Annotated in this window: 24 protein-coding genes; 10 read left to right on the top strand and 14 right to left on the bottom strand. The window is 65.3% G+C overall.

Annotated features, from left to right (window positions below):
* Window positions 1-4: 4 nt before the first annotated feature.
* Window positions 5-1,141: an FUSC family protein gene (locus tag U0023_RS21285; protein WP_009490999.1), complete on the bottom strand. Its 1,137-nt coding sequence runs from the start codon at window positions 1,139-1,141 to the stop codon at window positions 5-7.
* A 74-nt stretch (window positions 1,142-1,215) separates the two neighbouring features.
* Window positions 1,216-1,398, bottom strand: a complete 183-nt coding sequence (locus U0023_RS21280) for a hypothetical protein (RefSeq protein WP_009491000.1) — start codon at window positions 1,396-1,398, stop codon at window positions 1,216-1,218.
* A gap of 166 nt (window positions 1,399-1,564) precedes the next feature.
* Here U0023_RS21280 and U0023_RS21275 point away from each other — a divergent pair, with 166 nt between their 5' ends.
* From U0023_RS21275 to U0023_RS21265, 3 genes are all read left to right on the top strand, one after another.
* Window positions 1,565-1,831 carry a hypothetical protein gene (locus tag U0023_RS21275; protein ID WP_009491001.1) on the top strand — a complete coding sequence of 89 codons (267 nt, stop codon included), beginning with the start codon at window positions 1,565-1,567 and terminating at the stop codon, window positions 1,829-1,831.
* Between the two features lie 79 nt (window positions 1,832-1,910).
* A complete protein-coding gene (locus tag U0023_RS21270; RefSeq protein WP_009491002.1) occupies window positions 1,911-2,546 on the top strand; it encodes an SGNH/GDSL hydrolase family protein in 636 nt (211 codons plus the stop codon).
* A gap of 184 nt (window positions 2,547-2,730) precedes the next feature.
* The gene (locus U0023_RS21265; RefSeq protein WP_009491003.1) at window positions 2,731-3,303 is read left to right on the top strand and encodes a hypothetical protein; all 573 of its coding nucleotides are present in this window, start codon (window positions 2,731-2,733) and stop codon (window positions 3,301-3,303) included.
* Window positions 3,304-3,405: 102 nt separating this feature from the next.
* Here the strand turns inward: U0023_RS21265 and rpmG are convergent, their stop codons facing one another.
* The 5 genes from rpmG to parE all read right to left on the bottom strand — a co-directional run bounded on the left by rpmG (window position 3,406) and on the right by parE (window position 9,769).
* Entirely contained in the window at window positions 3,406-3,573 is a 168-nt protein-coding gene (rpmG, locus tag U0023_RS21260; RefSeq protein ID WP_009491004.1) for a 50S ribosomal protein L33, read from the bottom strand.
* A 202-nt stretch (window positions 3,574-3,775) separates the two neighbouring features.
* Window positions 3,776-4,501, bottom strand: coding sequence for an NUDIX hydrolase (locus tag U0023_RS21255; RefSeq protein WP_040638258.1), 726 nt, complete (start codon window positions 4,499-4,501; stop codon window positions 3,776-3,778).
* Window positions 4,479-4,961, bottom strand: coding sequence for a DUF983 domain-containing protein (locus tag U0023_RS21250; protein ID WP_009491006.1), 483 nt, complete (start codon window positions 4,959-4,961; stop codon window positions 4,479-4,481). Before U0023_RS21250 ends, U0023_RS21255 begins: the two co-directional genes overlap by 23 nt.
* Window positions 4,962-4,979: 18 nt before the next feature.
* Window positions 4,980-7,304 (bottom strand): ribonuclease R, encoded by a 2,325-nt coding sequence (gene rnr / locus U0023_RS21245; protein ID WP_040638259.1) that lies wholly within the window; start codon window positions 7,302-7,304, stop codon window positions 4,980-4,982.
* 404 nt (window positions 7,305-7,708) lie between these two features.
* The gene (parE, locus tag U0023_RS21240; protein WP_009491008.1) at window positions 7,709-9,769 is read right to left on the bottom strand and encodes a DNA topoisomerase IV subunit B; all 2,061 of its coding nucleotides are present in this window, start codon (window positions 9,767-9,769) and stop codon (window positions 7,709-7,711) included.
* Between the two features lie 243 nt (window positions 9,770-10,012).
* Between parE and U0023_RS21235 the strand changes: the two genes are divergently transcribed.
* On the top strand, window positions 10,013-10,201 hold the full coding sequence (locus U0023_RS21235) for a hypothetical protein (RefSeq protein ID WP_040638260.1): 189 nt from the start codon (window positions 10,013-10,015) through the stop codon (window positions 10,199-10,201).
* Here the strand turns inward: U0023_RS21235 and U0023_RS21230 are convergent, their stop codons facing one another.
* From U0023_RS21230 to U0023_RS21220, 3 genes are all read right to left on the bottom strand, one after another.
* Window positions 10,202-10,696: an MgtC/SapB family protein gene (locus tag U0023_RS21230; protein ID WP_009491010.1), complete on the bottom strand. Its 495-nt coding sequence runs from the start codon at window positions 10,694-10,696 to the stop codon at window positions 10,202-10,204.
* A 5-nt stretch (window positions 10,697-10,701) separates the two neighbouring features.
* Window positions 10,702-13,395 carry a type I DNA topoisomerase gene (topA, locus tag U0023_RS21225; protein WP_009491011.1) on the bottom strand — a complete coding sequence of 898 codons (2,694 nt, stop codon included), beginning with the start codon at window positions 13,393-13,395 and terminating at the stop codon, window positions 10,702-10,704.
* 137 nt (window positions 13,396-13,532) lie between these two features.
* Window positions 13,533-15,170, bottom strand: a complete 1,638-nt coding sequence (locus tag U0023_RS21220) for an isovaleryl-CoA dehydrogenase (RefSeq protein ID WP_009491012.1) — start codon at window positions 15,168-15,170, stop codon at window positions 13,533-13,535.
* A 154-nt stretch (window positions 15,171-15,324) separates the two neighbouring features.
* On the opposite strand from U0023_RS21220, the gene U0023_RS21215 reads away from it, so the two are divergent.
* The 4 genes from U0023_RS21215 to dprA are packed head-to-tail and all read left to right on the top strand — an operon-like array spanning window position 15,325 to window position 19,377.
* The gene (locus tag U0023_RS21215; protein WP_009491013.1) at window positions 15,325-16,272 is read left to right on the top strand and encodes an aspartate carbamoyltransferase catalytic subunit; all 948 of its coding nucleotides are present in this window, start codon (window positions 15,325-15,327) and stop codon (window positions 16,270-16,272) included.
* An 8-nt stretch (window positions 16,273-16,280) separates the two neighbouring features.
* The gene (locus U0023_RS21210) at window positions 16,281-17,573 is read left to right on the top strand and encodes a dihydroorotase (protein WP_009491014.1); all 1,293 of its coding nucleotides are present in this window, start codon (window positions 16,281-16,283) and stop codon (window positions 17,571-17,573) included.
* 10 nt (window positions 17,574-17,583) lie between these two features.
* Window positions 17,584-18,186: a glycerol-3-phosphate 1-O-acyltransferase PlsY gene (plsY, locus tag U0023_RS21205; RefSeq protein ID WP_009491015.1), complete on the top strand. Its 603-nt coding sequence runs from the start codon at window positions 17,584-17,586 to the stop codon at window positions 18,184-18,186.
* Window positions 18,187-18,189: 3 nt separating this feature from the next.
* Window positions 18,190-19,377, top strand: coding sequence for a DNA-processing protein DprA (gene dprA, locus U0023_RS21200; RefSeq protein WP_009491016.1), 1,188 nt, complete (start codon window positions 18,190-18,192; stop codon window positions 19,375-19,377).
* 171 nt (window positions 19,378-19,548) lie between these two features.
* On the opposite strand, the gene U0023_RS21195 is transcribed toward dprA, so the two are convergent.
* Window positions 19,549-19,791, bottom strand: coding sequence for a hypothetical protein (locus U0023_RS21195; protein WP_009491017.1), 243 nt, complete (start codon window positions 19,789-19,791; stop codon window positions 19,549-19,551).
* A 287-nt stretch (window positions 19,792-20,078) separates the two neighbouring features.
* Here U0023_RS21195 and arfB point away from each other — a divergent pair, with 287 nt between their 5' ends.
* Window positions 20,079-20,501: an alternative ribosome rescue aminoacyl-tRNA hydrolase ArfB gene (arfB, locus tag U0023_RS21190; RefSeq protein WP_009491018.1), complete on the top strand. Its 423-nt coding sequence runs from the start codon at window positions 20,079-20,081 to the stop codon at window positions 20,499-20,501.
* Between the two features lie 4 nt (window positions 20,502-20,505).
* Here the strand turns inward: arfB and U0023_RS21185 are convergent, their stop codons facing one another.
* From U0023_RS21185 to epmA, 3 genes are all read right to left on the bottom strand, one after another.
* On the bottom strand, window positions 20,506-20,865 hold the full coding sequence (locus U0023_RS21185; RefSeq protein ID WP_009491019.1) for a hypothetical protein: 360 nt from the start codon (window positions 20,863-20,865) through the stop codon (window positions 20,506-20,508).
* A 95-nt stretch (window positions 20,866-20,960) separates the two neighbouring features.
* Window positions 20,961-22,010, bottom strand: a complete 1,050-nt coding sequence (locus tag U0023_RS21180; protein WP_009491020.1) for a lysine-2,3-aminomutase-like protein — start codon at window positions 22,008-22,010, stop codon at window positions 20,961-20,963.
* The gene (epmA, locus tag U0023_RS21175; RefSeq protein WP_040638373.1) at window positions 22,007-23,059 is read right to left on the bottom strand and encodes an EF-P lysine aminoacylase EpmA; all 1,053 of its coding nucleotides are present in this window, start codon (window positions 23,057-23,059) and stop codon (window positions 22,007-22,009) included. Before epmA ends, U0023_RS21180 begins: the two co-directional genes overlap by 4 nt.
* Window positions 23,060-23,213: 154 nt before the next feature.
* On the opposite strand from epmA, the gene efp reads away from it, so the two are divergent.
* Window positions 23,214-23,780: an elongation factor P gene (efp, locus tag U0023_RS21170; RefSeq protein WP_040638261.1), complete on the top strand. Its 567-nt coding sequence runs from the start codon at window positions 23,214-23,216 to the stop codon at window positions 23,778-23,780.
* Window positions 23,781-23,784: the final 4 nt, after the last annotated feature.

The raw sequence follows: 23,784 nt of genomic DNA, 5'->3' as shown, positions 1-23,784 counted from the left end.
GCCTTCAGGCGGCGCGCTGATGGGATTCCGTGTCTGCAGCGCCCCGCCGAAGGGACAACTCCTCGGTGCGTTCGAGCAAGTCCCCGAGATCCTGCCTGAATTGCTCGAATGCGAAGCCGAGGGCAAAGATCTGCCCGAAGGTCTTTCCCGGCAGCTCATGAATGAGAGCATCCGTCCTGAGCGCCTCCGCTTCGGTACTGAAGGCGCTCAGGGCATCCTCGAAGGCGGCTGGTTCTGGCGGAGCCTTGCGGTGCTGAAGCGCCTGCGCGAGGTCCAGGAGAAGCCTTTGGGTTGCCTCATGCAAGGCCATCAGCGAAGGGGAGAGCTTGTCCCGGGCCGGGGCGGGCAGAGGACTCGAGGAGGCGCGGCCGATCATCACGAGATCGTGGCGGACCCGGTACAAGGTGCGGATGAGCGGCTCTGGATCGGGCGCTTCGGTCAGGTGGCTTCTGCGCTCTCGTGTCGCTTCCTCGGCGGCCGCCTCCGCCTTCTTCAGGGCGGAACGGATCTGCGGATGGAGCTTCTGGAGAGCGGACCGGCCTTGGGGGCTGGCCGTCAGCTCTGCCATGAAGATCGAAAACAGCTCGGCATTGAGGGACACGACCCGGGCGGCCGCGTCCGTCAGCAGAACATGTGCCCGCGCAGGCAGGATGAACAGCGACACGACGACGCCGACGATATTCCCGAGGGTGATCTCCAGAACCCGATCGAAGGCGGAGGCGAGGGGGCCGATCGCCTGTCCGGTCGGGGGCAGGAGCATGATCAGCGAGGTGATGGGCGCGACCCGGAACGCCGGCTTGACCGCGGCCAGAAGCGCCAAGGGAAACAGCGCCACGACGATGGCGACCCCTAAGCTCAACGGCGAATTGTGCGGAACGAAGGCGGCGACGAGACCGCCATAGATGGCCCCGGCCAGGGTGCCGCTGAACCGCTCGACGGCGGCCTTGAGCGAGGCGCCGACGCTGGCCTGCATCACGACCACGGCGGTAATCACGGCCCAGTAGCCCTGCGGCAGGTCCAGAATCCTCGTGACGACATAGGCGAGCGTGCCCGCAATGGTGACCCGGAGCGCCAGCTTCAGTTCGGCGGACCGCGCCCCGATGCGGTCGCCTATGCGTTCGATCCACCCAGGCAGCGCCATGCGATTCTCCGGGCGCTGAGCATAGAAGGTGGTCGGCGCAGCCCGCTACGGAAAAGTCCAGCCTGTGGCGGACGCTATTCGCGCGTCAGGACGACCAGGTCCGAGCCGCATTCTTCGCAGATGCCGAGCGTGGGCGACGCGATCATCTGCGTCGTCTTGCATTCGGGGCAGCCCTTCAGGGCCATATGGAGCGATCCCTGCATCTGATCCGCGCTTTGACGGAACGCCTCACTCACTTGGACGGCCTGCTCGAACATGGACGCCTCCCTCGGGGGCTTCCATGCTGCGCCTGTCGGAAACGACCGTCAATCAAGCTTCCCGACTTCCGTACGGGAATGAGAGCCATTTTTTGCCGACGCGGTTCCTTAGGTCCGTATGACGCGTTGGTTCGCGAGGACGGATAGGCGAGCGGCGGGAGCGTGAATGGACAGAATTCGTTGGCAACAGGATCAGGTGGCCGGTGTGCCGCTCAACCGCCATGTCGGTTTCGTCGGGCCCATCGAGGTCGGGAACGTGGCCTACGACGGGAGCAATCGGTTCTGGATCTGGTCGACGCCGCTCCAGGAGGACATCTGGGGGTATGGGCCGACGGAGCAGGCCGCCAAAGCGGCCCTGGAAGCCTGGCTCGTGTCCTGGCTCGCCAATTTCAGGCCCTTCTTCGAGGCGCTTGGCAATCTGCACTCGACGTGAAGTGGACTGCGTGAATGGTCCCCGTAACCTGCAGGAACCAGGATGAGCTTCGCCCTGTTGTTGCGCCAGGGAGAGCCTGATGGGTCATATCGTTCTTCTGGGCGACAGCATCTTCGACAATGGCGCCTATGTGGAGCCCGGTGAGCCGGATGTGGTGACGCAGGTTCAGGCCAAGTTGCCCGGCGGGTGGAGGGCCACACTCTGCGCCATCGATGGTGCCGTCGCAGCCGGGATCTTGCCACAGATGGCCCGGGTTCCTGACGATGCGACGCATCTGATCGTCAGCGTCGGAGGCAACGATGCCTTGCGCCACAGCGGAATCCTGCGGGAGCCTGCCCGCTCGGTGGCGGAAGTGATGACCAGGCTCGCCGATGTGCGGGACGAGTTCGCCGGCGATTACCGGGCCATGTTGAGCGCCGTGTCGGACCGGCGCCTGCCGACGGCGGTCTGCACCATCTACGACGCCCGTTTCCCGGAGCCGGAGGAGCAACGCCTCGTCGTCACGGCCCTGTCGATCTTCAACGACATCATCACGCGGGAAGCCTTTGCGCGAGGCCTCGATCTCATCGACCTGAGGCTGATCTGCGACGAGGCCGACGACTACGCCAATCCCATCGAACCCTCGGCCAAGGGAGGTGACAAGATCGCCGCCGTCATCGTCCAGGTGGCGGCAGGCCGCGCGTTCTTGCCGCGCTCGCAGATCTACGCCCGGTAAGGAAGGCCCATGCACCGGAACAAGCGAGGTCCGGGGCGCAATTCGGATGAATATGAACAAATTGTCAGAATTAGATATGAAAACCCAAGAAAACGATTAAATATCCGGCCAAGCTGCGAACCAGATTTCAGGTTCCGAATTGATCTTCATGGCTTTCTGTTCGCCACTTCTCAAGAGGTCGACCATGAAGAAGTTTGCTTTAGTGGCTGGCGCGGCGGTGATTACGCTGGCAAGTGTCGGTAGCGCTCAAGCTCAGTACTGGCGTGGGGGCGGGTGGCATGGTGGTGGCTGGCGTGGCGGCTATTACCCTGGCTACTATCGTGGCGGTGGCTGGAACAACGGCGGCGCTGTCGCCGCAGGCCTGGTCGGCGGTGCCGTCCTGGGCGGCCTTCTGACGGCAGCCGCTACGACCCCGGCCTATTCCTATCCGGCCTACGGTTACCCGGCCTATGGTTACGGATATGGATACGGCTACCCGGCAGCTTACAACTACCCAGCCTATAACTACCCTGCTTACGGCTATTACTCCGCTCCCGTGACCCGCGTCGTCTATCAGCCCGCGCCGGTCTATCGGACGACCCGTGTCGTCTATCGCGAGCCCGCGTATCGAACCCGAGTCGTCTACCGGCAGCCTCGCGTAGCGACACGTGTCGTCTATCGCGACCAGACCCGAGTCGCCCGCCCGGTGGTCCGGCGCGACGTGGTGACAACAGGCTCCGTCAACCGGGTCCACAGGGTCCATGGCGTATATCGCTAAAGGCCGGCGAGGGCCGCCCGACGGCCTGCCTCGGATCCTGAGCAACAAAAAACCGCCCCGACGAGGGGCGGTTTTCTGTTTGATCGGCTCCGTCGAGAGGCCTTACTTGATCTTGGCTTCCTTGAACTCGACGTGCTTCTTCGCGACCGGGTCGTACTTCTTCAGGTTCAGCTTCTCGGTCATCGTGCGCGAGTTCTTCTTCGTCACGTAGAAATAGCCCGTGTCGGCGGTGGAGACGAGCTTCACTTTGATCGTTGCGGCTTTGGCCATGGTCGGGACCTCTTATACGGTTCAGGCGCTCGGTTGGCCCACGGCATGGCCGAAACGCAAAGGCCGGGCGAGCCCGGCCGGAAAATCGTGGGTTTCCCATGCCTGATTATCGCAGGTCAGTCAAGGGCGAAGGGCGGTTTCTTCGATGCTTCCGGTGCCACCCCACCGGCCATGTGCCGGTCGGGAATGCCTGGAAAACCCGCTAGAGCAGCTCCCTCACGAAGCGGCCGCGCTGCTGATAATAGAAGGGAACCGGCAATTGGTGGCTGAAGCCGGCCGCGATCCGGGCTTCCAGTTCATCCAGAATCACCGTCGTGATCGGGGGCAGGTCCAGCGCTTTGGCTTGGGAAATGGTGACCCAGGCGAGCTCCACGAGTTCCGCCTCCGGACCGACGATTCCCTCAATCTCCTCGGCGATGGCCGCGCGGTCCACGGCGAAGAAGCGGGTGTCGAAGCGCCGGACGCGCTTCGGCGGCGTGACCGCCCGGCCGATGAAGTGCAGCGCCTCCAGATCGGGGAAGATGCCGCGCTCCTGGAACGTCGTCCAGGCGGTGCCGGTCGGCACGCTTTCCGGCCCGCCGTAATCCTTGGTCCCGAGCAGGAGCCCGGTTTCCTCGAAGGTCTCGCGGATGGCTGCGAGCGCCAGGGCCCGGCTGCGCTGGGTCGAGGGGCGGGTCACGCGGGCCATCAGGGCCTGTTCGGTCCGAGGGTGGAGAGCGCCGGTCACCGTCATTGAGCGGTCGCCGGCCTCGATCCGCCCGCCAGGGAAGACGAACTTTCCGGGCATGAACTTCAGGCCCTCATGGCGCCTGCCCATAAGCACCTTCGGGTTCCTGCCCTTGCGGTCGATGATGATCAGGGTCGCGGCGTCGGCGGGGCGGAGGGTCGGAAGCTTGGGATTGGTCTCAGCGGAAACGAGGCGATCCATCCTCGCCAAGGTCTCGGTGTCCGTCACGGGCATCATCCTGGTCGGCGTTCTTCCTGGCTCGGGCCGCCCCGAAGCCGTGCATACCTAGCGCGTATTGCAGTCCCACGACAGCGCCTTTCACAGGCTGGAGCAGGACGAGGCAGAGAATCAGCGTGAGGGCCGGCCAGAGCGCCAGATGCAGCCACATGGGCATCTCGAGCTTCGTCTCGCTCATGAGGATTCCATAACCGATCAGGTGGCCGACGAGGAAGATCACGATGTAAGGCGGCAGATCGTCGGCCCGATGATGGTGGAATTCCGTCCCGCACGCCTCGCAACGGTCCACCACCTTGAGGAAGCGACCGAAGAGCCTGCCTTTGTCGCAGGCGGGGCAATGCCCCAGAAAGCCGCGCTTCATGGCCGGAATGGCCTTCACCTCTTCCGTCATGGCCGCAGACGGCGTCTCGATCGTCAAGGACATTTTCGATCCCTCAAAACATCAGGTGCGGCCACGCCGCTTGACCTTCACGCGGGTCGGAGTGCGGCCCTTAGGAGCCGGCGCCTTGCCGGCCTTGAAGCCGCGCGGCGGGCGCTTGGCGCCGCTCTTGGACGGCCCGCTCCGGCCGGTGACGCGGCCCCGGGTGAGAATCTCGAAGCGCAGCGCGCCGGCGACGGGCGCCGCCTCGACTAGCTTGACCTCCACCTTGTCGCCGAGCCGATATGTTTCCCCCGTATCGTCCCCGCGCATGGAATGGGTGCGCTCGTCGTAGCGATAGTAGTCGTCGCCGATGGTGGCCGCCGGGACGAAGCCGTCGGCGCCGGTCTCGTTCAGCTTGATGAACAGGCCGGCCTTCGACACGCCCGAGATCTGCCCATCGAATGTGGCCCCGATCCGGTCGGCGAGGAAGTGCGCGATCAGGCGGTCGATTGTCTCACGCTCCGCCGCCATGGCCCGGCGCTCCGCGGCCGAGATCTTGGCGCTGATCTCGATCAGCTCGGCCCGGGTGGCATCCGGCGGCAGCCCGTCCTTGCCGAGTTCGAGCGCCGCGATCAGGGCGCGGTGCACGATGAGATCGGCATAGCGGCGGATCGGGGAGGTGAAATGGGCATAGCGTCGGAGATTGAGGCCGAAATGGCCGTAATTCTCCGCCGAGTACTCGGCCTGCGACTGGGAGCGCAGCACCACCTCGTTGATGAAGACCTGATGCTCCGTGTCCTCGACGCTGCGCAGGATGCGGTTGAACAATTCCGGCTTCAGCGCCCCCTGGCTCGGAACCTTCAGCCCGATGGAAGCCAGAACCTCGCTCAGGGCCCGCATCTTCTCGAGGGAAGGCTCATCGTGGACGCGATAGATCAGGTCGCTCTCCGCCTTCTCCAGGCTCTCGGCCGCCGCCACGTTGGCGAGGATCATGAATTCCTCGATGAGCTTGTGCGCCTCGAGCCGCTCGGGCACGAAGATCCGGTCCACGGTGCCGTCGGGCTTGAGCACGATCTTGCGCTCGGGCAGGTCGAGGAACAGCGGCTCGCGGATGTCGCGGGCCCTCTTCACCAGCTCGTACCCGGCCCAGAGGGGCCGCAGGATCGTGTCGAGGATCGGCTTCGTGACGTCGTCCGGTCGGCCGTCGATGGCGGCCTGGGCCTGCTGGTAGGACAGCTTCTCTGCCGAGCGCATCATGATCCGGTGGAAGCTGTGGCGAATTTTCCGCCCGTCTGGACCTATCACCATGCGGACGGCCAGGGCAGGGCGGTCCTCCCGCGGCCTCAAGGAGCAAAGGTCGTTGGAGATGCGTTCCGGCAGCATCGGGACGACTCGGTCGGGGAAATAGACCGAATTGCCGCGCTCCTGCGCTTCCCGGTCCATGGCCGAGCCGGGACGGACATAGGCCGCCACATCGGCGATCGCCACGGTGACGATGAAGCCGCCCGCGTTGTTCGGATCTTGATCCGGAACGGCGTGAACGGCGTCGTCATGGTCCTTGGCGTCCGGGGGATCGATGGTGACCAGGGGAAGGTCGCGCCAATCCTCCCGGCCATCCAGGGATGCGGGCTTGGCCTTCTCGGCCTCTTCGAGAACCGTCTTCGGAAACTCGTTGGGAATGTTGTGGGCGTAGATTGCAATCAGGCTGACGGCCTTCTCGGATGCGATCGTCCCGAGCCGCTCCTTCACCTTGGCAGTCGGCAGGCCGAAGCGGCCGTGCTTCACCACGGAGACGGAGATGAGGTCGCCATCCCGAGCCTCGCCCTCGTCGCCGGGCCGGATCTGCAATTCCTGGTCCCGGGCCTTCTTGTCCACAGGCACCAGCCGTCCGCCGCCCTCGGGCAATGCCCGGAAGAGGCCGAGCACCTGCGCCTGCTTCTTGGCGATGATCTTGGTCACGCGGCCGGAATAGCGGTGGATGTCGCCGGGCTGGAGCGGGTCGACCCGCAGCAGGGCCCGGTCGCCGACGCCCGCGACGGGCATGCCGGGACGGGGCTTGCGGGGCGCCGCGAGGATGATCGTCGGGATGGGGCCGTGCTCCTCCTCGTCCCATTCGGTCGGGACGGCGATCAATTCCCCGTCCCGGTCCCGCTTCGTGATGTCTGCCAGGACGACAGGCGGCAATTGACCCGCCTTGTGGACGGTCTTGCCTCGCCTGTCGACGATGCCCTCGACCTCCAGTTCCTTGAGGATCTGCTTCAGCCAGATCCGGTCGCTGCCCTTGATGCCGAAACGCTGTGCGATCTCGCGCTTGCCAACCTTGCCCTGGGCATGGGTGATGAAGGAGACGACCTCCTCGCGGGAGGGCAGGGTGGCCGATGGGGCGGCTTTCGAACGTTTGACCAAAGGAGAAGCTCGTCGGTTATGCCGGGTCTTGTCGCATGCGAGCGTGGCCACGGCTAGCCCGGACCTCTCGGCATCCATGATGACGCTTGGAGCACAGCAAGAGATCCATGCGGCGGCGGCGCCATGGGACCAAAAAATAAGGCCCCGATGACGGAGCCTTGAGGGACCGGCCCGTGGGGGCAGAATGAGCCGGTGAGTTCATAAAACGTGTGGGACGGGGGTTGGTTCCGCCGGTTTCGAAAATTTTTGAAAAATTTTCTGGAGCCGGAGCACTGCCTTCCCAAGTCATGGCCGGGCTTGTCCCGGCCACCCCGATACGGAAATCGCTACGCTTCAGAGAGATGGGATCACCGGCAAGAGGCCGGTGATGACGTGATGGTCGTCAGGTCCCTTGCGGCCTGGGCTCAGATATCCAGGTCCGCCTCGTCCGCGAACGCGGCGCGTTCCTGGATGAAGGCGAAGCGGGCTTCGGGCTTGTTGCCCATCAGGCGCTCGACGGTGTCGCTGGCTTCCGGCTTGTCGTCCGCCTCCACGACGACCTTCAGAAGCAGGCGCTTCTTCGGGTCCATGGTGGTTTCCTTCAGCTGGGCCGGGAGCATCTCGCCGAGGCCCTTGAAGCGTCCGATCTCGACCTTGCCGCTGCCCTTGAACACCGTTTTCATCAGCCTCTCCCGGTCGGCATCGTCGCGGGCATAGGCCGATTTGGAGCCTTGCGTCAGCCGGTAGAGGGGCGGGACCGCGAGATAGAGGTGGCCGCCGTCGATGAGGCGCGGCATCTGCCGATAGAAGAAGGTGATGAGCAGCGAGGCGATGTGGGCGCCGTCCACGTCCGCGTCGGTCATGATGACGACCTTCTCGTAACGCAGGTCGGAATCCTTGTAATGGGAGCCCGTGCCGCAGCCCAGTGCCTGGACCAGATCGGAAAGCTGCTGGTTCTGGTGCAGCTTCTCCCGGCCTGCCGAGGCCACGTTGAGGATCTTGCCGCGCAGGGGGAGGACTGCCTGGGTGGCGCGGTCGCGGGCCTGCTTGGCGGAGCCGCCCGCCGAGTCGCCCTCGACGATGAAGAGCTCGGAACCCTTGGCGCCGGCATTGGAGCAATCCGCCAGCTTTCCGGGCAGACGCAGCTTGCGGGTCGCCGTCTTGCGGGCGACTTCCTTCTCCTGGCGGCGGCGAAGGCGCTCTTCCGCCCGGTCGATCACCCAGTCGAGGAGCTTGTTGGCCTGCTGCGGCGCCGCCGCGAGCCAGTGATCGAAGGTGTCGCGGATCGCGTTCTCGACGATGCGGCCGGCCTCTACCGTCGCCAGCTTGTCCTTGGTCTGGCCCTGAAATTCCGGCTCGCGGATGAAGACCGAGAGCATGGACGCGCAGGTGGCCATCACGTCGTCGGTGGTCACGGCCGCCATGCGCTTCGACTGGCCGACGCGCTCGGCATGCTCACGCAGCGCGCGCAGAAGCGCGATGCGCAGGCCGTTCTCGTGGGTGCCGCCTTCGGGCGTCGGCACCGTATTGCAGTACGAGATGGAGAACCCGTCCTCGTTGGTCATCCAGGCGACCGCCCATTCCAGCGAGCCGTGGCTGCCGGGCTTGGTGATCTTGCCGGAGAAGAGCTGGTCCGTGACCAGCTCCTTCCCCTCGATGTCGTGGAGCAGGTAGTCCTTCAGGCCGTTCGGGAACTTGAAGGTCGCCTCGGCCGGAACGTTCTCCGTTCCTTCGATCAGCGAGGGGGCGCATTTCCAGCGAATCTCGACGCCGCCGAAGAGATAGGCCTTGGAGCGGGCCATCTTGAACAGGCGGCGGGGCTGGAAATGGGCGTCCTTGCCGAAGATCTGCCAGTCGGGCTTGAAGCGCACCTTGGTGCCGCGCCGGTTGAGGACGCGCCCGACGGTTTCGAGCTTGCCCTGCGGGATGCCGCGCGAGAAGACCTGGCGGTAGAGCTGCTGGCCGCGCGCCACTTCGACCTCGAGGATCTCCGAGAGGGCATTCACGACCGATACGCCGACGCCGTGCAGACCGCCGGAGGTCTCATAGACCTTCGAATCGAACTTACCGCCCGCATGGAGCGTGGTCATGATGACCTCGAGGGCCGACTTCCTCGGGAATTTCGGGTGCGGATCGACCGGGATGCCGCGGCCGTTGTCCGTCACGGAAAGCCAGCCGCCTTCCTCCAGCTCCACCTCGATGAAGGTCGCGTGTCCGGCGACCGCCTCGTCCATGGAGTTGTCGATCACCTCAGCGAAGAGGTGGTGCAGCGCCTTCTCGTCCGTGCCGCCGATATACATGCCCGGACGGCGGCGGACGGGCTCCAGCCCCTCCAGCACTTCGATGGCGGACGCGTCATAGCCGGCTTCCCCCGGCGTCCCCTGAGGGGGCGCGGTGCGGGACACCTTGACGGCGGCGTTGCGGGCCGAGGCGGGCGCGGCGCGCTTAGGCCCGGCGCCCCCGAAGAGATCGTCATTGTCTGTCATTGGGACTTTGGTCCGGGATGATGATTCGCGTTTCTTTACACTATTTCTCATTCCGTTTTTATACGAGAACAAAACGGAAACGAAAAGAGCTGTGTGATGGCAATCCATAAATTCGAAAATCAGGTTAGGCCTTAAAGGTTACCAGCTGTTTCCCTCTAAAGGATGTCTTCCGGCTGTCATGAGGAACTGTTTAAATTCCATTCACGTTGGATGGTTAAGCATGAGCTTAACGGGAGAGACGGTGTGACGACGCGGACGACCTTGAGACCGGCACAGAAGCTTCACCTGGACCGCGCCGCACGCAACGCCGGCGAGGCCTTCGCCTTCGACGAGCCGGATGCCGCCCCCATCGCCCAACGCTCCTATGTGTCGAGCCTGCTCTGGCTCGGAATCGCCGCCGTGGCCGTGATCGGCCTCGGGCTGACCTTCTGATCATTCGCCGCCCGGCTTATCGCCTGACGAGAACAGCCGGGTGAGCATATCCTCGAGAGACTTTCCGAGGGTCAAGACCAGCAGCGTGACCACTGTCCCGGCAATGGTGACGAACCAGGCGCCCAGGCCCGCCGCGACGCCGAGACCGGCGGCGATCCAGACGGTTGCCGCGGTCGTGAGCCCGTGAACCTCCATCTTGTCCGGGGCTCTCAGCACGGCGCCGGCGCCGAGGAAGCCGAGGCCGGTCATGATGCCCTGGATCACGCGGCTGACCGCATCCTGCCCGAAATGCGTACCTTCATAGACTGACCCGGCCAGGATCACGATGGCCGAGCCGAGCGAGACGAGGCCTAAGGTCCGCATCCCGATGGGCTTGTCGTGAATGTCCCGGTTGATGCCGATCGCCATCCCGGCGATTGTCGCCGCGCAAAGGCGCAGCGACATCTCGATCTGGTTCGCGTAGTCGGTCGAGAGTGAGGAAAGCCACTCCGACATCGTGCTCAGCCCGCCTTGGCAGCCTTCTTGGCCGGTGCCTTCTTCGCAGCGGTCTTTTTTGCAGCTGCTTTCTTCGGCGCGGCCTTCTTCGCGGCGGTCTTCTTTGCGGCCGGTGCCTTGGTGGCCGCCTTCTTGGCAGGAGCCTTGCGTCCGCGAGCCGCCTTCTTCGACGGCCCCGCCGCGCGGCGGGCCTTGAGAAGCTCCACGGCCTCCTCCAGCGTCACCGCCTCGGCCGCCATGGCGCGGGGCAGGGTGGCATTGGTCTCGCCGTCGGTCACGTAGGGGCCGAAACGGCCGGCCTTCACCACGATGGGCTTGCCGGATTCCGGATCATCGCCCAGGGGGCGCCCCGGATCGGCCGCGCGACGTCCGCCGCCGCCACCGCTTTCCTTTGTGACGATCAGGTCGATGGCCCGGTTGGCGCCGATCTCCAGCACGTCGTCGCCGGGGCCGAGATTGGCGTAGACCTTGCCGTGCTGAACGTAAGGCCCGTAGCGGCCGATGCTCACCAGGATCGGCTCGCCCGATTCCGGATGGGTCGCCACCTGACGCGGCAGCGCCAGGAGCTTCAGGGCCTTCTCCAGATCGACCTGAGCCGGCGTCATTCCCTTGGGCAGGGACGAGCGCTTGGGCTTCTCGCCTTCACCGAGCTGCACGAAGGGGCCGAAGCGGCCGTCGCGCAGGGTGACTTCGAGGCCCGTCTCCGGATCCGTGCCCAGGACCTTCACGCCGGGCTGGCCGCCGTTCTCTGACGAGCCGTCGCCCTCGCCCTCGACGCCGCTGGCGGCGAGCTGGCGGGTGTACTTGCACTCGGGGTAGTTCGAGCAGCCGATGAAGGAGCCGAACTTGCCGAGCTTGAGCGAAAGCTGGCCCGTGCCGCAGGTCGGGCAGGTGCGCGGGTTCGAGCCGTCGCCCTTGTCGGGGAAGATGTGCGGCCCGAGCAGGTCGTTGAGGGCATCGAGCACCTCGGTCATGCGCAGTTCCTTCGTCTCGCCGATGGCGGCGGAGAAGTCGCGCCAGAAGTCGCGCAGCACCTGCTTCCAGTCGATCTCCGAGTTGGAGATACGGTCGAGCTGCTCCTCCAGGTCCGCGGTGAAATCGTATTCAACGTAGCGGCGGAAGAAGCTTTCCAGGAAGGCCGTGACGATGCGGCCCTTGTCCTCGGGCACGAGCCGCTTCTTCTCGATCTTGACGTATTCGCGGTCGCGCAGGGTCTGAAGCACGGCCGCGTAGGTCGAGGGACGGCCGATGCCGAGCTCTTCCATGCGCTTCACCAGGGAGGCTTCCGAGTAGCGCGGCGGCGGCTCGGTGAAGTGCTGGCTCGCATTGATGCGGCGGCGCTCCAGGGGATCACCCGCCTTCATCGGGGGCAGGCGGCCCTCGTCCTCGTCGGCCTCGTCGTCCTTGCTCTCGTTGTAGAGCGTGAGGAAGCCGTCGAACTTGATCACCTGGCCGGTGGCGCGAAGGTCGAGCTTGCGCGGGCCGACCTGGGCCGTGATGTCGGCCGTGGTACGCTCGAGCTCGGCCGATTCCATCTGGCTCGCGATGGTGCGGGTCCAAATGAGGTCGTAGAGACGGGCCTGCTCGGGCTCCAGGTACTTCGACACATGCTTCGGGAGGCGGCTCATATCCGTCGGGCGGATCGCCTCGTGGGCCTCCTGCGCGTTCTTGGCCTTGGTCGAGTACTTGCGCGGCGCGCCCGGCACGTAGCGGTCGCCGTATTCCTTGCCGATCACCCGGCGGGCGGACTGAACGGCTTCCGGCGCCATGTCGACGCCGTCCGTACGCATATAAGTGATGAGGCCGACCGTCTCGCCGCCGATGTCGACACCTTCATAGAGACGCTGCGCGATGCGCATGGTCTGGGCAGGCGCCAGGCCCAGCTTGCGCGAGGCCTCCTGCTGCAGGGTCGAGGTGGTGAACGGCGGGTAGGGGTGCCGCTTGGCGGGCTTGGCCTCGATGTTCGCGACCGAGAAGGTCGCAAGCTCCAGGTCCTTCTTGAAGGCCTCGGCGTCCTTGCCGTTGCCGATGTCGAGGCGCTGGATCTTCTTTCCGTCGGCACCCACGAGGCGCGCGTCGAACACCGCGCCGTCCTTGGTGGCGAGCGTCGCGATCAGGGACCAGTATTCGCGCGGCTTGAAGGTCTCGATCTCGAGCTCGCGGTCGCAGACGAGGCGCAGAGCCACCGACTGAACGCGGCCGGCCGAGCGGGCGCCGGGCAGCTTGCGCCAGAGCACGGGAGAAAGGGTGAAGCCGACGAGATAGTCCAGCGCCCGGCGGGCCAGATAGGCGTCCACGAGCGCCTGGTCGATCTCGCGCGGCTGGCGCAGGGCCGTCTGGACGGCGTCCTTGGTGATGGCGTTGAAGGTCACGCGCTCGACCGGCAGGTCCTTCAGGACCCGCTTTTCGCGCAGCGCCTCGACCACGTGCCAGGAAATCGCCTCGCCCTCACGGTCCGGGTCGGTGGCCAGGATGAGCTTCTCGGCTCCCTTGATCGCCTTGGCGATCTCGGAAACCCGCTTCGAGCCCCTGTCCTCGAGCGTCCAGATCATGCGGAAATCGGCCTCGGGGTCGACCGAGCCGTCCTTGGCGGGCAGATCGCGGATATGCCCGAAGGAGGCCAGGACCTCGTAATCCTTGCCGAGATATTTGTTGATCGTCTTGGCCTTCGCAGGCGACTCGACGACGAGGACTTTCATGAACGAGTTCCTAAAAGCGGGAGCAGACGGAGGCCCTGCGGACATGGCAGACCCGACGGTCAGCCCCTGACTGTCGCAGGGCGCGATAAGTGGTTGATGATCGCCGACAAGTCAAATCGGACTTGTCCGTACCGTCACTATATGGCCGTGGAGGCTCTCTCCAACAAGGGATCCTCCACCGCCCCGAGGTCGTTGGCGCCGATCATCCGGGCCGAGGAGGCGAGGCGCGACAGGGCATAGGCCTGCGTAATCCCGGCGGGGGCGGAGCGTGCCAGGGCTGCCGTCGCGGCGAGGACGAAGAGCCGTTCGGCCACGAATCTCGCCTTCGCCTCCGCGTCGTCGGATTGAAGGGCCAGCACGATGTCGCGCGCCGCGTCCGAGGCCCCTGGAAGGTCGGCGACATCGTCCATCAGGCGCTCCAGAACGGACGCGGCGACCTCCGGCTCCCGATTCTCGGCGCGCAGGATGTCGAGGGCGATCACGTTGCCGGATCCCTCCCAGATCGCGTTGACCGGCGCCTCCCGGTAAAGCCGGGGCAGGGTGCTCTCTTCCACGTAGCCGTTGCCGCCGAGGCATTCCATGGCCTCGTAGAGGAGGCGCGGGGCAGCCTTGCAGATTCCGAACTTGGCCGCTGGGGTCACCAATCGGGCATAGGCCGCCTCGTGACCGTCGTTGGGCGCGAGGTCGAAGCTGCGGGCCGCCCTCAAGGAGAGCGCCGTCATGGCCTCGTTCTCCAGGGCGAGGTCCGCCAGCACCATCCGCATGGGCGGCTGGTCGATGAGCTTCTTCTGGAAGACGCTGCGGTGGCGGGCATGGTGCATGGCAAGGACCAGCCCCATCCGCACGAGGCCCGCCGAGGCCACGGCGCAGTCGAGGCGGGTCAGCTGCACCATCTCGATGATGGTGCGCACCCCGCGGCCTTCCTCGCCGATTCTCCACCCGAACGCGTCCTGGAACTCGACCTCCGACGAGGCATTCGAGCGGTTCCCGAGCTTGTCCTTCAGCCGCTGCAGGCGCAACGCGTTGAGCGATCCGTCGGGTCGGAAGCGGGGGACGAGGAAGCAGGTGAGCCCGCCGGGAGCCTGGGCGAGCATCAGAAAGGCGTCGCACATGGGGGCCGACATGAACCATTTGTGCCCGGTAAGGACATATTCGTCCCCGGCCCTCGAGGTCGCCCGGGTCGTGTTGGCCCGGACATCGGTGCCGCCCTGCTTCTCGGTCATCCCCATGCCGAGGGTGACGGCCGTCTTCTCCCAGAACGGAATGAAGCGGGAATCGTAATCCCGCGATCGGATCCTCGGCAGCCATTCCGCGAGCCGATCCGGCGCGGCGGCCAGCGCCGCCACGGAGGCATGGGTCATGGTGATGGGGCAGATATGCCCGCTCTCTACGCTCGCCGCCGTATAGATCCGGGCTGCCCGCGCCACATGGGCGTGTCCGTTCCTGGGCTCGTCCCAGGTCGAGGCATGAAGGCCGTCCTCCATGCTGGCACGCATCAGCACATGATAGGAGGGATGAAACTCGACCGCGTCGATCCGGTACCCTCTCGGATCATGGGTCCGCAGATTCGGTGGATTTTCATTGGCGAGCCGGCCGATATCGAGCCGCTCCGCCGAACCCCAGGCTTCGCCGAAGGTCATGAGGCCCTCCGCCTCCGCGTCGACGCCGTTCACCCTGAGAGCGTCGAGCAGAGGGCGGTTGCCGGCGACCAGATTGACGTTGCCGAACGGGGGCGTCTGATTGAAGACCTCGTGGGTGTCGTTAGCGGGCGACATGGCGTGACCCTCGAAGGGATGGTCCAGTTATATTAGGGTAGCACGACCGATCCGCATGCACTTGCTTCCACGAGCTGGCCATGACGTCGGACAGGATGGACGAGAATGTTGGCTTGCCGCCGTTTCCCGGAGCGCCTATAGCCATCGCTTTAAGATGAGCGACGCCCCCCGATCCATTTTTCCCCACCGGCATCTCCTCGGAATCGAGGGGCTGTCTCCCTTGGACATTCAGGCACTTCTCGACCTCGCCGACGAGCAGGTCGAGGTGAGCCGCCAGATCGAGAAGAGCAAGTCGAGCCTTCGCGGCCGGACGCAGATCAACCTCTTCTTCGAAGCCTCCACCCGCACGCAATCGTCCTTCGAGATCGCAGGCAAGCGCCTGGGCGCCGACGTGATGAACATGCAGGTCGCCTCGTCTTCGGTGAAGAAGGGCGAGACCCTGATCGACACGGCCGTGACGCTGAACGCCATGCGGCCCGACATCATCGTCGTGCGCCATCACGCGGCTGGGGCCGTGCACCTGCTGGCCCAGAAAGTCGATTGCTCGGTGGTCAACGCGGGCGACGGCGCCCACGAACACCCGACGCAAGCCCTGCTCGATGCCCTCACCATCCGCCGCAACAAGGGGCGGATCGCTGGTCTCACCGTGGCGATCTGCGGCGACATCCTGCATTCCCGCGTGGCGCGATCGAACATGATCCTGCTCGCCGCCATGGGCGCGCGCGTGCGCCTCGTCGCGCCCTCGACGCTCCTGCCGCCCGGCATCGCACGCCTCGGCTTCGAGACCTTCACCAGCATGGAGCAGGGACTGAAGGATGCGGACATCGTCATGATGCTGCGCCTGCAGCGCGAGCGGATGAACGGCTCGTTCGTGCCCTCCGTGAAGGAATACTTTCGCTTCTACGGCCTCGACCAGGAAAAGCTCGCCTTCGCCAAGCCGGACGCGCTCGTGATGCATCCGGGCCCGATGAACCGGGGCGTGGAGATTTCCTCGGACGTGGCGGACGGTGCGCAATCCCTGATCCGCGAACAGGTCGAAATGGGCGTCGCCGTGCGCATGGCGGTGCTGGAGGCTCTGGCGAGCCATCTGCCGAACAGGTGAGAGGCGTCATGAGCAACCAACCCATTCTCTTCAAGAACGCCCGCCTCATCGACCCTGCCAGCGACCGCGAGGAGCGCGGCGGCGTGCTGGTGCGCGATGGCGTGATCCAGGCCGTCGGTCCCCAGGTGTCTGAAGCGGCCGACGCGCAGGTGATCGACTGTGCGGGCCAGGTGCTCGCCCCCGGCCTCATCGACATGCGCGCCTTCATCGGCGAGCCGGGCGGTCCCTATCGCGAGACGCTGAAAAGCGCCGGCGAGGCGGCGGCGGCGGGCGGGGTCACGACCGTCGTGTCCATGCCCGATACGAACCCGGTGCTCGACGATCCGGCGGTCATCGATTTCATCGTGCGCCGCGCGCGCGACACGTCCATCGTCAACATCTGCCCTGCCGCCGCCCTGACGAAGGGATTGGAAGGGCAGGAGATGGCGGAGATCGGCCGCTTGAAGGAGGCCGGCGCCATCGCGTTCACGGACGGTGCCCGCTCCGTCACGAATGCCCAGGTCATGCGCCGGGCGCTCACCTATGCCCGCGACTTCGACGCCCTGATCGTCCATCACGTGGAGGATCCCGACCTCGTCGGGCAGGGCGTGATGAACGAGGGCGAGTTCGCCTCGCGGCTCGGGCTGCCGGGCATCCCACGCGAGGCCGAGACGGTGATGCTGGAGCGCGACGTCCGCCTCGTGCGCCTCACCGGGGGGCGCTACCACGCGGCGATGATCTCCTGCGCCGATTCGGCCGAGATCGTCCGCGCCGCCAAGGGAAAGGGGCTTCCGGTCACCTGCGGCGTCTCGATCAATCACCTGGCGCTCAACGAGAACGATATCGGCGATTATCGGACCTTCATGAAGCTCTCACCGCCCTTGCGTCATGAGGATGACCGGCAGGCGATGATCGAGGCGCTGGCCGACGGCACGATCGACGTGATCGTCTCGGACCACAATCCACAGGATGTCGAAACCAAGCGCCTTCCCTTCGCCGAAGCGGCCGATGGCGCGGTGGGGCTCGAGACGCTTCTCTCGGCTGCCCTGCGTCTCGTCCACGAGGGTCGCATCTCACTGCCGAGGCTCCTGCGGGCCCTGTCCAGGAGACCCGCTGAAATCCTTGGGCTTCCCGGCGGTCGCCTGAGCGTCGGAGCGCCTGCCGATCTCATCGTCTTCGATCCGGATGCGCCTTACGTGCTGGATAAGCGCCATCTCCGGTCGCTGTCCAAGAATTCTCCCTTCGACGAGGCGCGCCTCGAAGGTCAGGTCTCCACGACGATGGTGGCGGGCAGGGTGGTCTTTCGGCGCGATACGATGTAACGAGAGATGAATGTCTGACGAAGCCAACCTCCTGAACATGCTGGCCGCCCTGATCTTCGGCTATCTTCTGGGCTCGATCCCATTCGGCCTGATCTTCACCCGCATGGCGGGCCTCGGCGACGTGCGCAAGATAGGCTCCGGCAATATCGGGGCGACGAACGTTCTCCGCACCGGCCGGAAGGGCTTGGCGGCCGCGACCCTCATAGGTGACGCCCTCAAGGGGACCGTCGCGGTGCTGGTCGCCGCGCAATGGGGCCCGCAATTCGCCGTCGTCGCCGCCCTCGGGGCCTTCCTGGGGCACCTTTTCCCCGTATGGCTGAAGTTCAAGGGCGGCAAGGGAGTCGCTACCTTCATCGGCGTGCTGCTCGGCCTCAAGCCGCTGGCGGCGCTGATCTTCTGCCTGATCTGGCTCGCTGTCGCCTTCGTCAGCAAGTACTCCTCACTCTCGGCCCTGATCGCGAGCGCCGCGACCCCGGTGGTCCTCTGGCTTCTCGGTCAGCCCGGCATGGCCGGCGTGTCGGTCATACTCGTAGCGCTGCTCTGGTGGAAGCATAGCCAGAACATCAGCCGCCTGCTGGCCGGGACCGAGGGCAAGATCGGGCAGAAGGGATAATTCATGATCCTGACGGATGAGCAGCGTCTCGAATGGCTTCGTCTCATCCGCTCAGAGAAAATCGGGCCGCGCACCTTCCGCGCCCTCGTGAACCAATATGGCGGCGCAGCTGCCGCCCTGGAGGCGCTGCCCGATCTCGCCCGTCGTGGCGGGCGCCTGATGCTGAAGGTCTGCACCCGGGCGGAGGCCGAGAACGAGATGGACGCCGCTGCGCGCCTCGGCGCCCGTTTCATCGCCATGGGCGAGCCTGATTATCCGAAGACCCTGAAGGCCATCGATACCGCCCCGCCTCTGATCGCCGTTCGCGGGACCGCCTCCATCCTCGCCCGCCCGTCGGTCGCGATCATCGGTTCGCGCAACGCATCCGCCTCCGGCCTCACCTTTGCCGAGCGGTTGTCACGCCAGCTAGGCGGGGCGGGCTACGTCGTCGTGTCCGGGCTGGCCCGCGGGATCGACACCAGAGCGCACAAGGCGAGCCTGGAGACCGGGACTGTCGCTGTGCTGGCCGGCGGGCACGACCGCATCTATCCGTCCCAGAACGAGCCGCTGCTGCAGGCCATCGTGGAGCAGGGCGGCGCGGTGGTCTCCGAGATGCCGATGGGCTGGGAGCCTCGCGGGCGCGACTTTCCGCGCCGGAACCGGATCGTTTCGGGTCTGTCCTATGGCGTCGTGGTGGTCGAGGCCGCGCGCCGCTCCGGCTCGCTCATCACGGCACGCTTCGCCCTGGAACAGGGGCGCGAGGTCTTCGCGGTCCCGGGCTCCCCTCTCGACCCCCGGGCCGAGGGCACGAACGATCTCATCCGCGAGGGCGCTACTCTCTGTGCCGGAATCGACCATGTGACGAGTGTCCTGGATCCGCTGATCGCCTCCGGTCCGGATCTCGACCGGGGTGCGGAAGAACCGCATCACGTGATCGGTGTCGAGGAGCTTTGGGACGAGCTGGATCTGCCCGATGTCCTCCGTCCGCCCGTGAGGCAGGTCGTGCCCGATCCGGGCTTCGAGGAGGAACGTGGTGACGGGGGGGCCGACCTGATCGCGTTTCTAGGCCCATCCCCCGTGGCCATCGACGATCTCGTCCGTCAATCGGGCCTTTCCATTCGTAACGTGCAGATGGCCCTGCTGGAACTCGAAATGGCGGGGCGTCTGGAACGCCACGGCGGCAACGCGGTGTCGCTCATCCTCGGGCACTAAAGCAACGGACCCAAAGGTGGAATCCACGTTTGGGATCCAATCCGATGCTCCCTTCTGTGATGAGAGCATCGTTCCGAGCGGAAAGCCGGATCCACTTTTTCGCACGATGCCCTGGAGCTGCCTGGTCGCCTCTTTTGAAGGTGAACCGGACTCACGTCACCGAAAAATGCTCTAGCCCTTCATGGAATCCCGGTCGACTGCCTGAAGGGTCCTGACGGCCTCCAGGCGCGCCATGTCGAGGAGATAAGCCAGGAGGTCGAGTTTCGTCTCGCGGGCGAGATAGGACAGCTCGGCCGAAAACTCGGAAATATACTGGGCCGTTTCTCGGGTAGACATGCTCGCCCGGTTCGGAGGGGCGGTCTCCTCCTGGTTCGGGGTCGGGACGTTCGGGGAGTAACGCGAGGATTTCGACATTGAGCCTGCCGCTGTCTCCTTGTTTCAATGTTCCTAGATAGCAATACAACCGATAATAAAACAAGATGGTGCTATATAATCCAGGGTTGTAAAATATTCCCGAAGGAGATCATCAGTCGCCCCGGAGCGAGTATCCAGCGGGCGTGAGAACTGGAAGATCTGCTCCTGAGCTTCTGAATCGAGGTACCGAAAATCTCTCAGACCCGTCGACAGGAGACGAATTAGCTTGCATTGGAGTCCCGACCTCTCACTCCAGCTGTGTTGTCCGCGTAAGGTCCGAGGCCTCGATGATCCATGTGACGAATTCCATCGCCCTCGATGAGGCGGAGCTCCAGGAGAGCTTTATCCGTGCCTCGGGGCCAGGCGGCCAGAACGTCAACAAGGTTGAGACGGCCGTTCAGCTGCGGTTCGACGTACGCAATTCGCCCTCGCTGCCCGATTACGTGAAGGAAAAGCTGGAACGGCTCGCCGGAAAGCGCCTCACCAACGAGGGTGTTCTGATCATCACCGCGCAGCGTTTCCGCACACAGGAACGGAACCGCGAGGATGCGGTGGAACGTCTGGTCGAGCTGATCCGCCAGGCGACCGAGCGCCCGAAGACGCGCCGTCCCACCCGGCCGACGCTGGCCTCGAAGAAACGCAGGCTCGAAGCGAAGGGTCGGCGGGCGGAGATCAAGAAGGGCCGCAGCGGCAAGCCGGGCTTCGATTGAAGCGTCACCCCTGAAGGACGATACCGCGCAAGCCGACAAGATCGGCGAAGACCGCAAGCACGACGCCAAGCCCGACGAGGATGAGGCCGGTGAGGAAGAACCGGACGGAGCGGTTGTACCATTTGAGCTGGAGCGAGGAGATCAGCAGAAGATCCGCCAGGGCCTTCACCTGAAGGGAAAGCCCCAACGTGATCAAGGCAACCGACACGAGGTCCGAATGGGTCCATTCCCCGGGGAGGGCCGACCAGCGGCTCAGGAACCCGAGGGAGAAGCCGACGACCACGCCGATGGCCGTGATGGAGCCGTTGCGGAAGGTGGAATCGACCCGCTGCAGCTCTTCGGACTCGACATGTTCCTTCGCCATCGTCAGGCTCCACATTCATGGAAGGACCGCAGGCCATGCCGTGCGATCTTATCCTAATCTGCTGCGAGCCATGAGGTAAAACCCGTGGTGGCGCCTCACTCCGAGGGAGGATAAGCGTGCTCGCCGCCCTTGAAATCAGAGACCGTGATGGAGCCCCCATCCGCGCGGAGGGCGTCGGGACCTATGACGGCTTTCCCGTACCCGCCGGGTATGTCGAGGATGTAGGTCGGCTGGCAAAGCCCTGAGATCCGGCCACGCAGGCTCGCCATCAGGGCCCGGCCCTCTTCGATCGAAAGCCTGAAATGGCTCGTGCCGGGAGCGAGGTCCGGATGGTGGAGGTAATAGGGCTTCACCCTCGTCTCCACGAAGGCCCGCATGAGGGCCGCGAGCGTATCGGCATCGTCGTTGACGCCCTTAAGGAGGACGGACTGGCTGATCATCGCGATGCCGGCATCCACCAGCCGGGCACAGGCTGCACGGGCCTCAGGCGTCAGTTCCCGCGAGTGATTGGCATGGAGGGCCACATAGGTCGTCTTGCCGCTCGCCTTCAGGGCCGAGATCAAGGCCTCGTCGATGCGCTCCGGCTCGACCACAGGCACGCGCGTATGGAAGCGAACGATCTTCACGTGATCGATGGCGGCAAGCCGCGCCGTGATCTCGCCGAGACGGCGGGGCGAGAGCACCAACGGATCGCCGCCGGTGAGGATCACCTCCCAGACCTCCGGGTGGTCGGCAATATAGGAGAAGGCCCTATCCATGGCCTCCGGCGAGAGGGTGCCGAGCCCCTGCGGGCCGACCATCTCGCGGCGGAAGCAGAAGCGGCAATAGACCGGACAGACATGCACGGCCTTGAGCAGGACCCGGTCGGGATAGCGGTGCACGATTCCCTCGACGGGACTGTGCGCGAGGTCTCCGATGGGGTCCGCGCGCTCGTCGGGCGTGACGTTCAGCTCCGCCGGATCGGGCACGAACTGGCGTGCGATGGGATCCGACGGATCGTGCCGGTCGATGAGCGCCGCCATGGCCGGGCTGATCGCGATGGCGTAGCGCTCGGCCACCGCTTCGATCCCGGGAAGGTCACGAGTCGCGGCCAAACCGGTATCGACCAGCTCGGCAGGCGTGCGGATGGGGCGGCTCGCGTTCAACGGCCCGTCTCCGGCACGGGCGCCCAGATCACCTGGTCGATCCGTGATGCGCCGGTGGCGAGCATCGCGAGCCGGTCGAATCCGAGGGCGATGCCGCTCGCCTCGGGCATCTGCGCCAAAGCGGCGAGGAAATCCTCGTCCACAGGATAGCTTTCGCCGTAAATCCGCATCTTCTCCGTCATCTCGGCCTCGAACCGCCGCCGCTGCTCGGCCGCATCCGTCAACTCGCCGAACGCGTTGGCGAGTTCCACGCCGCAGGCATAGAGCTCGAACCGTTCCGCCACCCGCGGATCCCGGGCGGTGGGACGGGCAAGGGCTGCTTCCGCGACCGGGTATTCGTCCAGGATCGTGGCGCGCCCGAGGCCGAGCTGGGGCTCGACCCGCTCGACGATGACGCGGCTGAACATGTCCGCCCAGGTATCATCCCCGGCCACCCGGAGGCCTGCCGCGCCAAGATCCGAAGCCAGACGGTCCCGGTCCGTCGCGCCGCTCCGGTCGATGGAGGCGAGAAGGTCGATACCGGCGAAGCGATGGAAGGCCTCGGCCACGCTCAGGCGCTCCGGCTCCAGGAACGGATCGGTCTTCCGGCCGCGATAGGCGAGGGTGCGGGTGCCTGCGGTCTCGGCCGCGAGGCCCAGGATCTCGGCACAATCCTGCATCAGCGTCTCGTAGCTCTCGCCCGCACGGTACCATTCGAGCATGGTGAATTCCGGGTGGTGCAGAGGGCCGCGCTCCCGGTTCCGGTACACGTGGGCGAAGCAGGCGATGCGGGTCTCGCCGGACGCCAGCAGCTTCTTGCAGGCGAATTCCGGGGATGTGTGCAGGTACAGGGGCGTCCGCGCCCCGTCATGGCCGATGGCCTCGGTCGCAAAAGCATGGAGATGCGCCTCGTTCCCCGGCGAGGTTTGGAGCGTGGCCGTATCGACCTCCACGAAGTCTCGGGACGCGAAGAACCCGCGCAGGGCCGCCTGGATCCCGTTCCGGCCCATCAGGAACGGGCGCCGGTCCGCATGGACATGGGGCGTCCACCAGGGAGAGGGGGCAGGTATTGATCGATCCATTCCAAAGGCGCTCGTAAAGGTCGGACTGGTGATTTGCGCGAAGATAGGCTACTTGCGGCTCCGAAACCGTTTTTCGGCGCCACTGGGGCAGGACGACCCGACCCTCACGACGCGCCCCTATCTGTCACAAGGAAAGCTTCTCGTGAAGGTCATCGCCTCTACGCTCCGCAAAGGCAATGTCGTCGATATGGACGGCAAGCTCTATGTGGTTCTCACCGCCCAGAACATCCACCCCGGCAAGGGCACGCCCGTCACCCAGCTCGATATGCGCCGCATCTCCGACGGCGTGAAGGTGTCGGAGCGTTACCGGACCACCGAGCAGGTCGAGCGGGCCTTCGTCGAGGACCGGGAGCACACCTTCCTGTATCAGGACGGCGAGGGCTTCCACTTCATGAACCCAGAGACCTACGACCAGGTGGTCGTGCCGGAGGACATCATCGGCGACCAGAAGGCCTATCTCCAGGAAGGCATGGCCGTGATGCTCTCGACCCACAACGGCGTCGCGATCGCCATCGAGCTGCCGGCCCGCGTGACTCTCGAGATCACCGAGACCGAGCCGGTCGTGAAGGGCCAAACGGCGTCCTCGTCCTACAAGCCCGCCATGCTGTCCAACGGCGTGCGCACCCTCGTGCCGCCCCACATCCAGGCCGGCACCCGCGTCGTGATCATGACGGAAGACGGCTCCTACGTGGAACGCGCGAAGGACTAAGGGT

Source organism: Microvirga lotononidis (genome assembly GCF_034627025.1).
In the GTDB taxonomy this organism is placed as follows: domain Bacteria; phylum Pseudomonadota; class Alphaproteobacteria; order Rhizobiales; family Beijerinckiaceae; genus Microvirga; species Microvirga lotononidis.
Note: the sequence above shows the minus strand (reverse complement) of the source record. Positions and strands in the feature narration are given on the sequence as shown.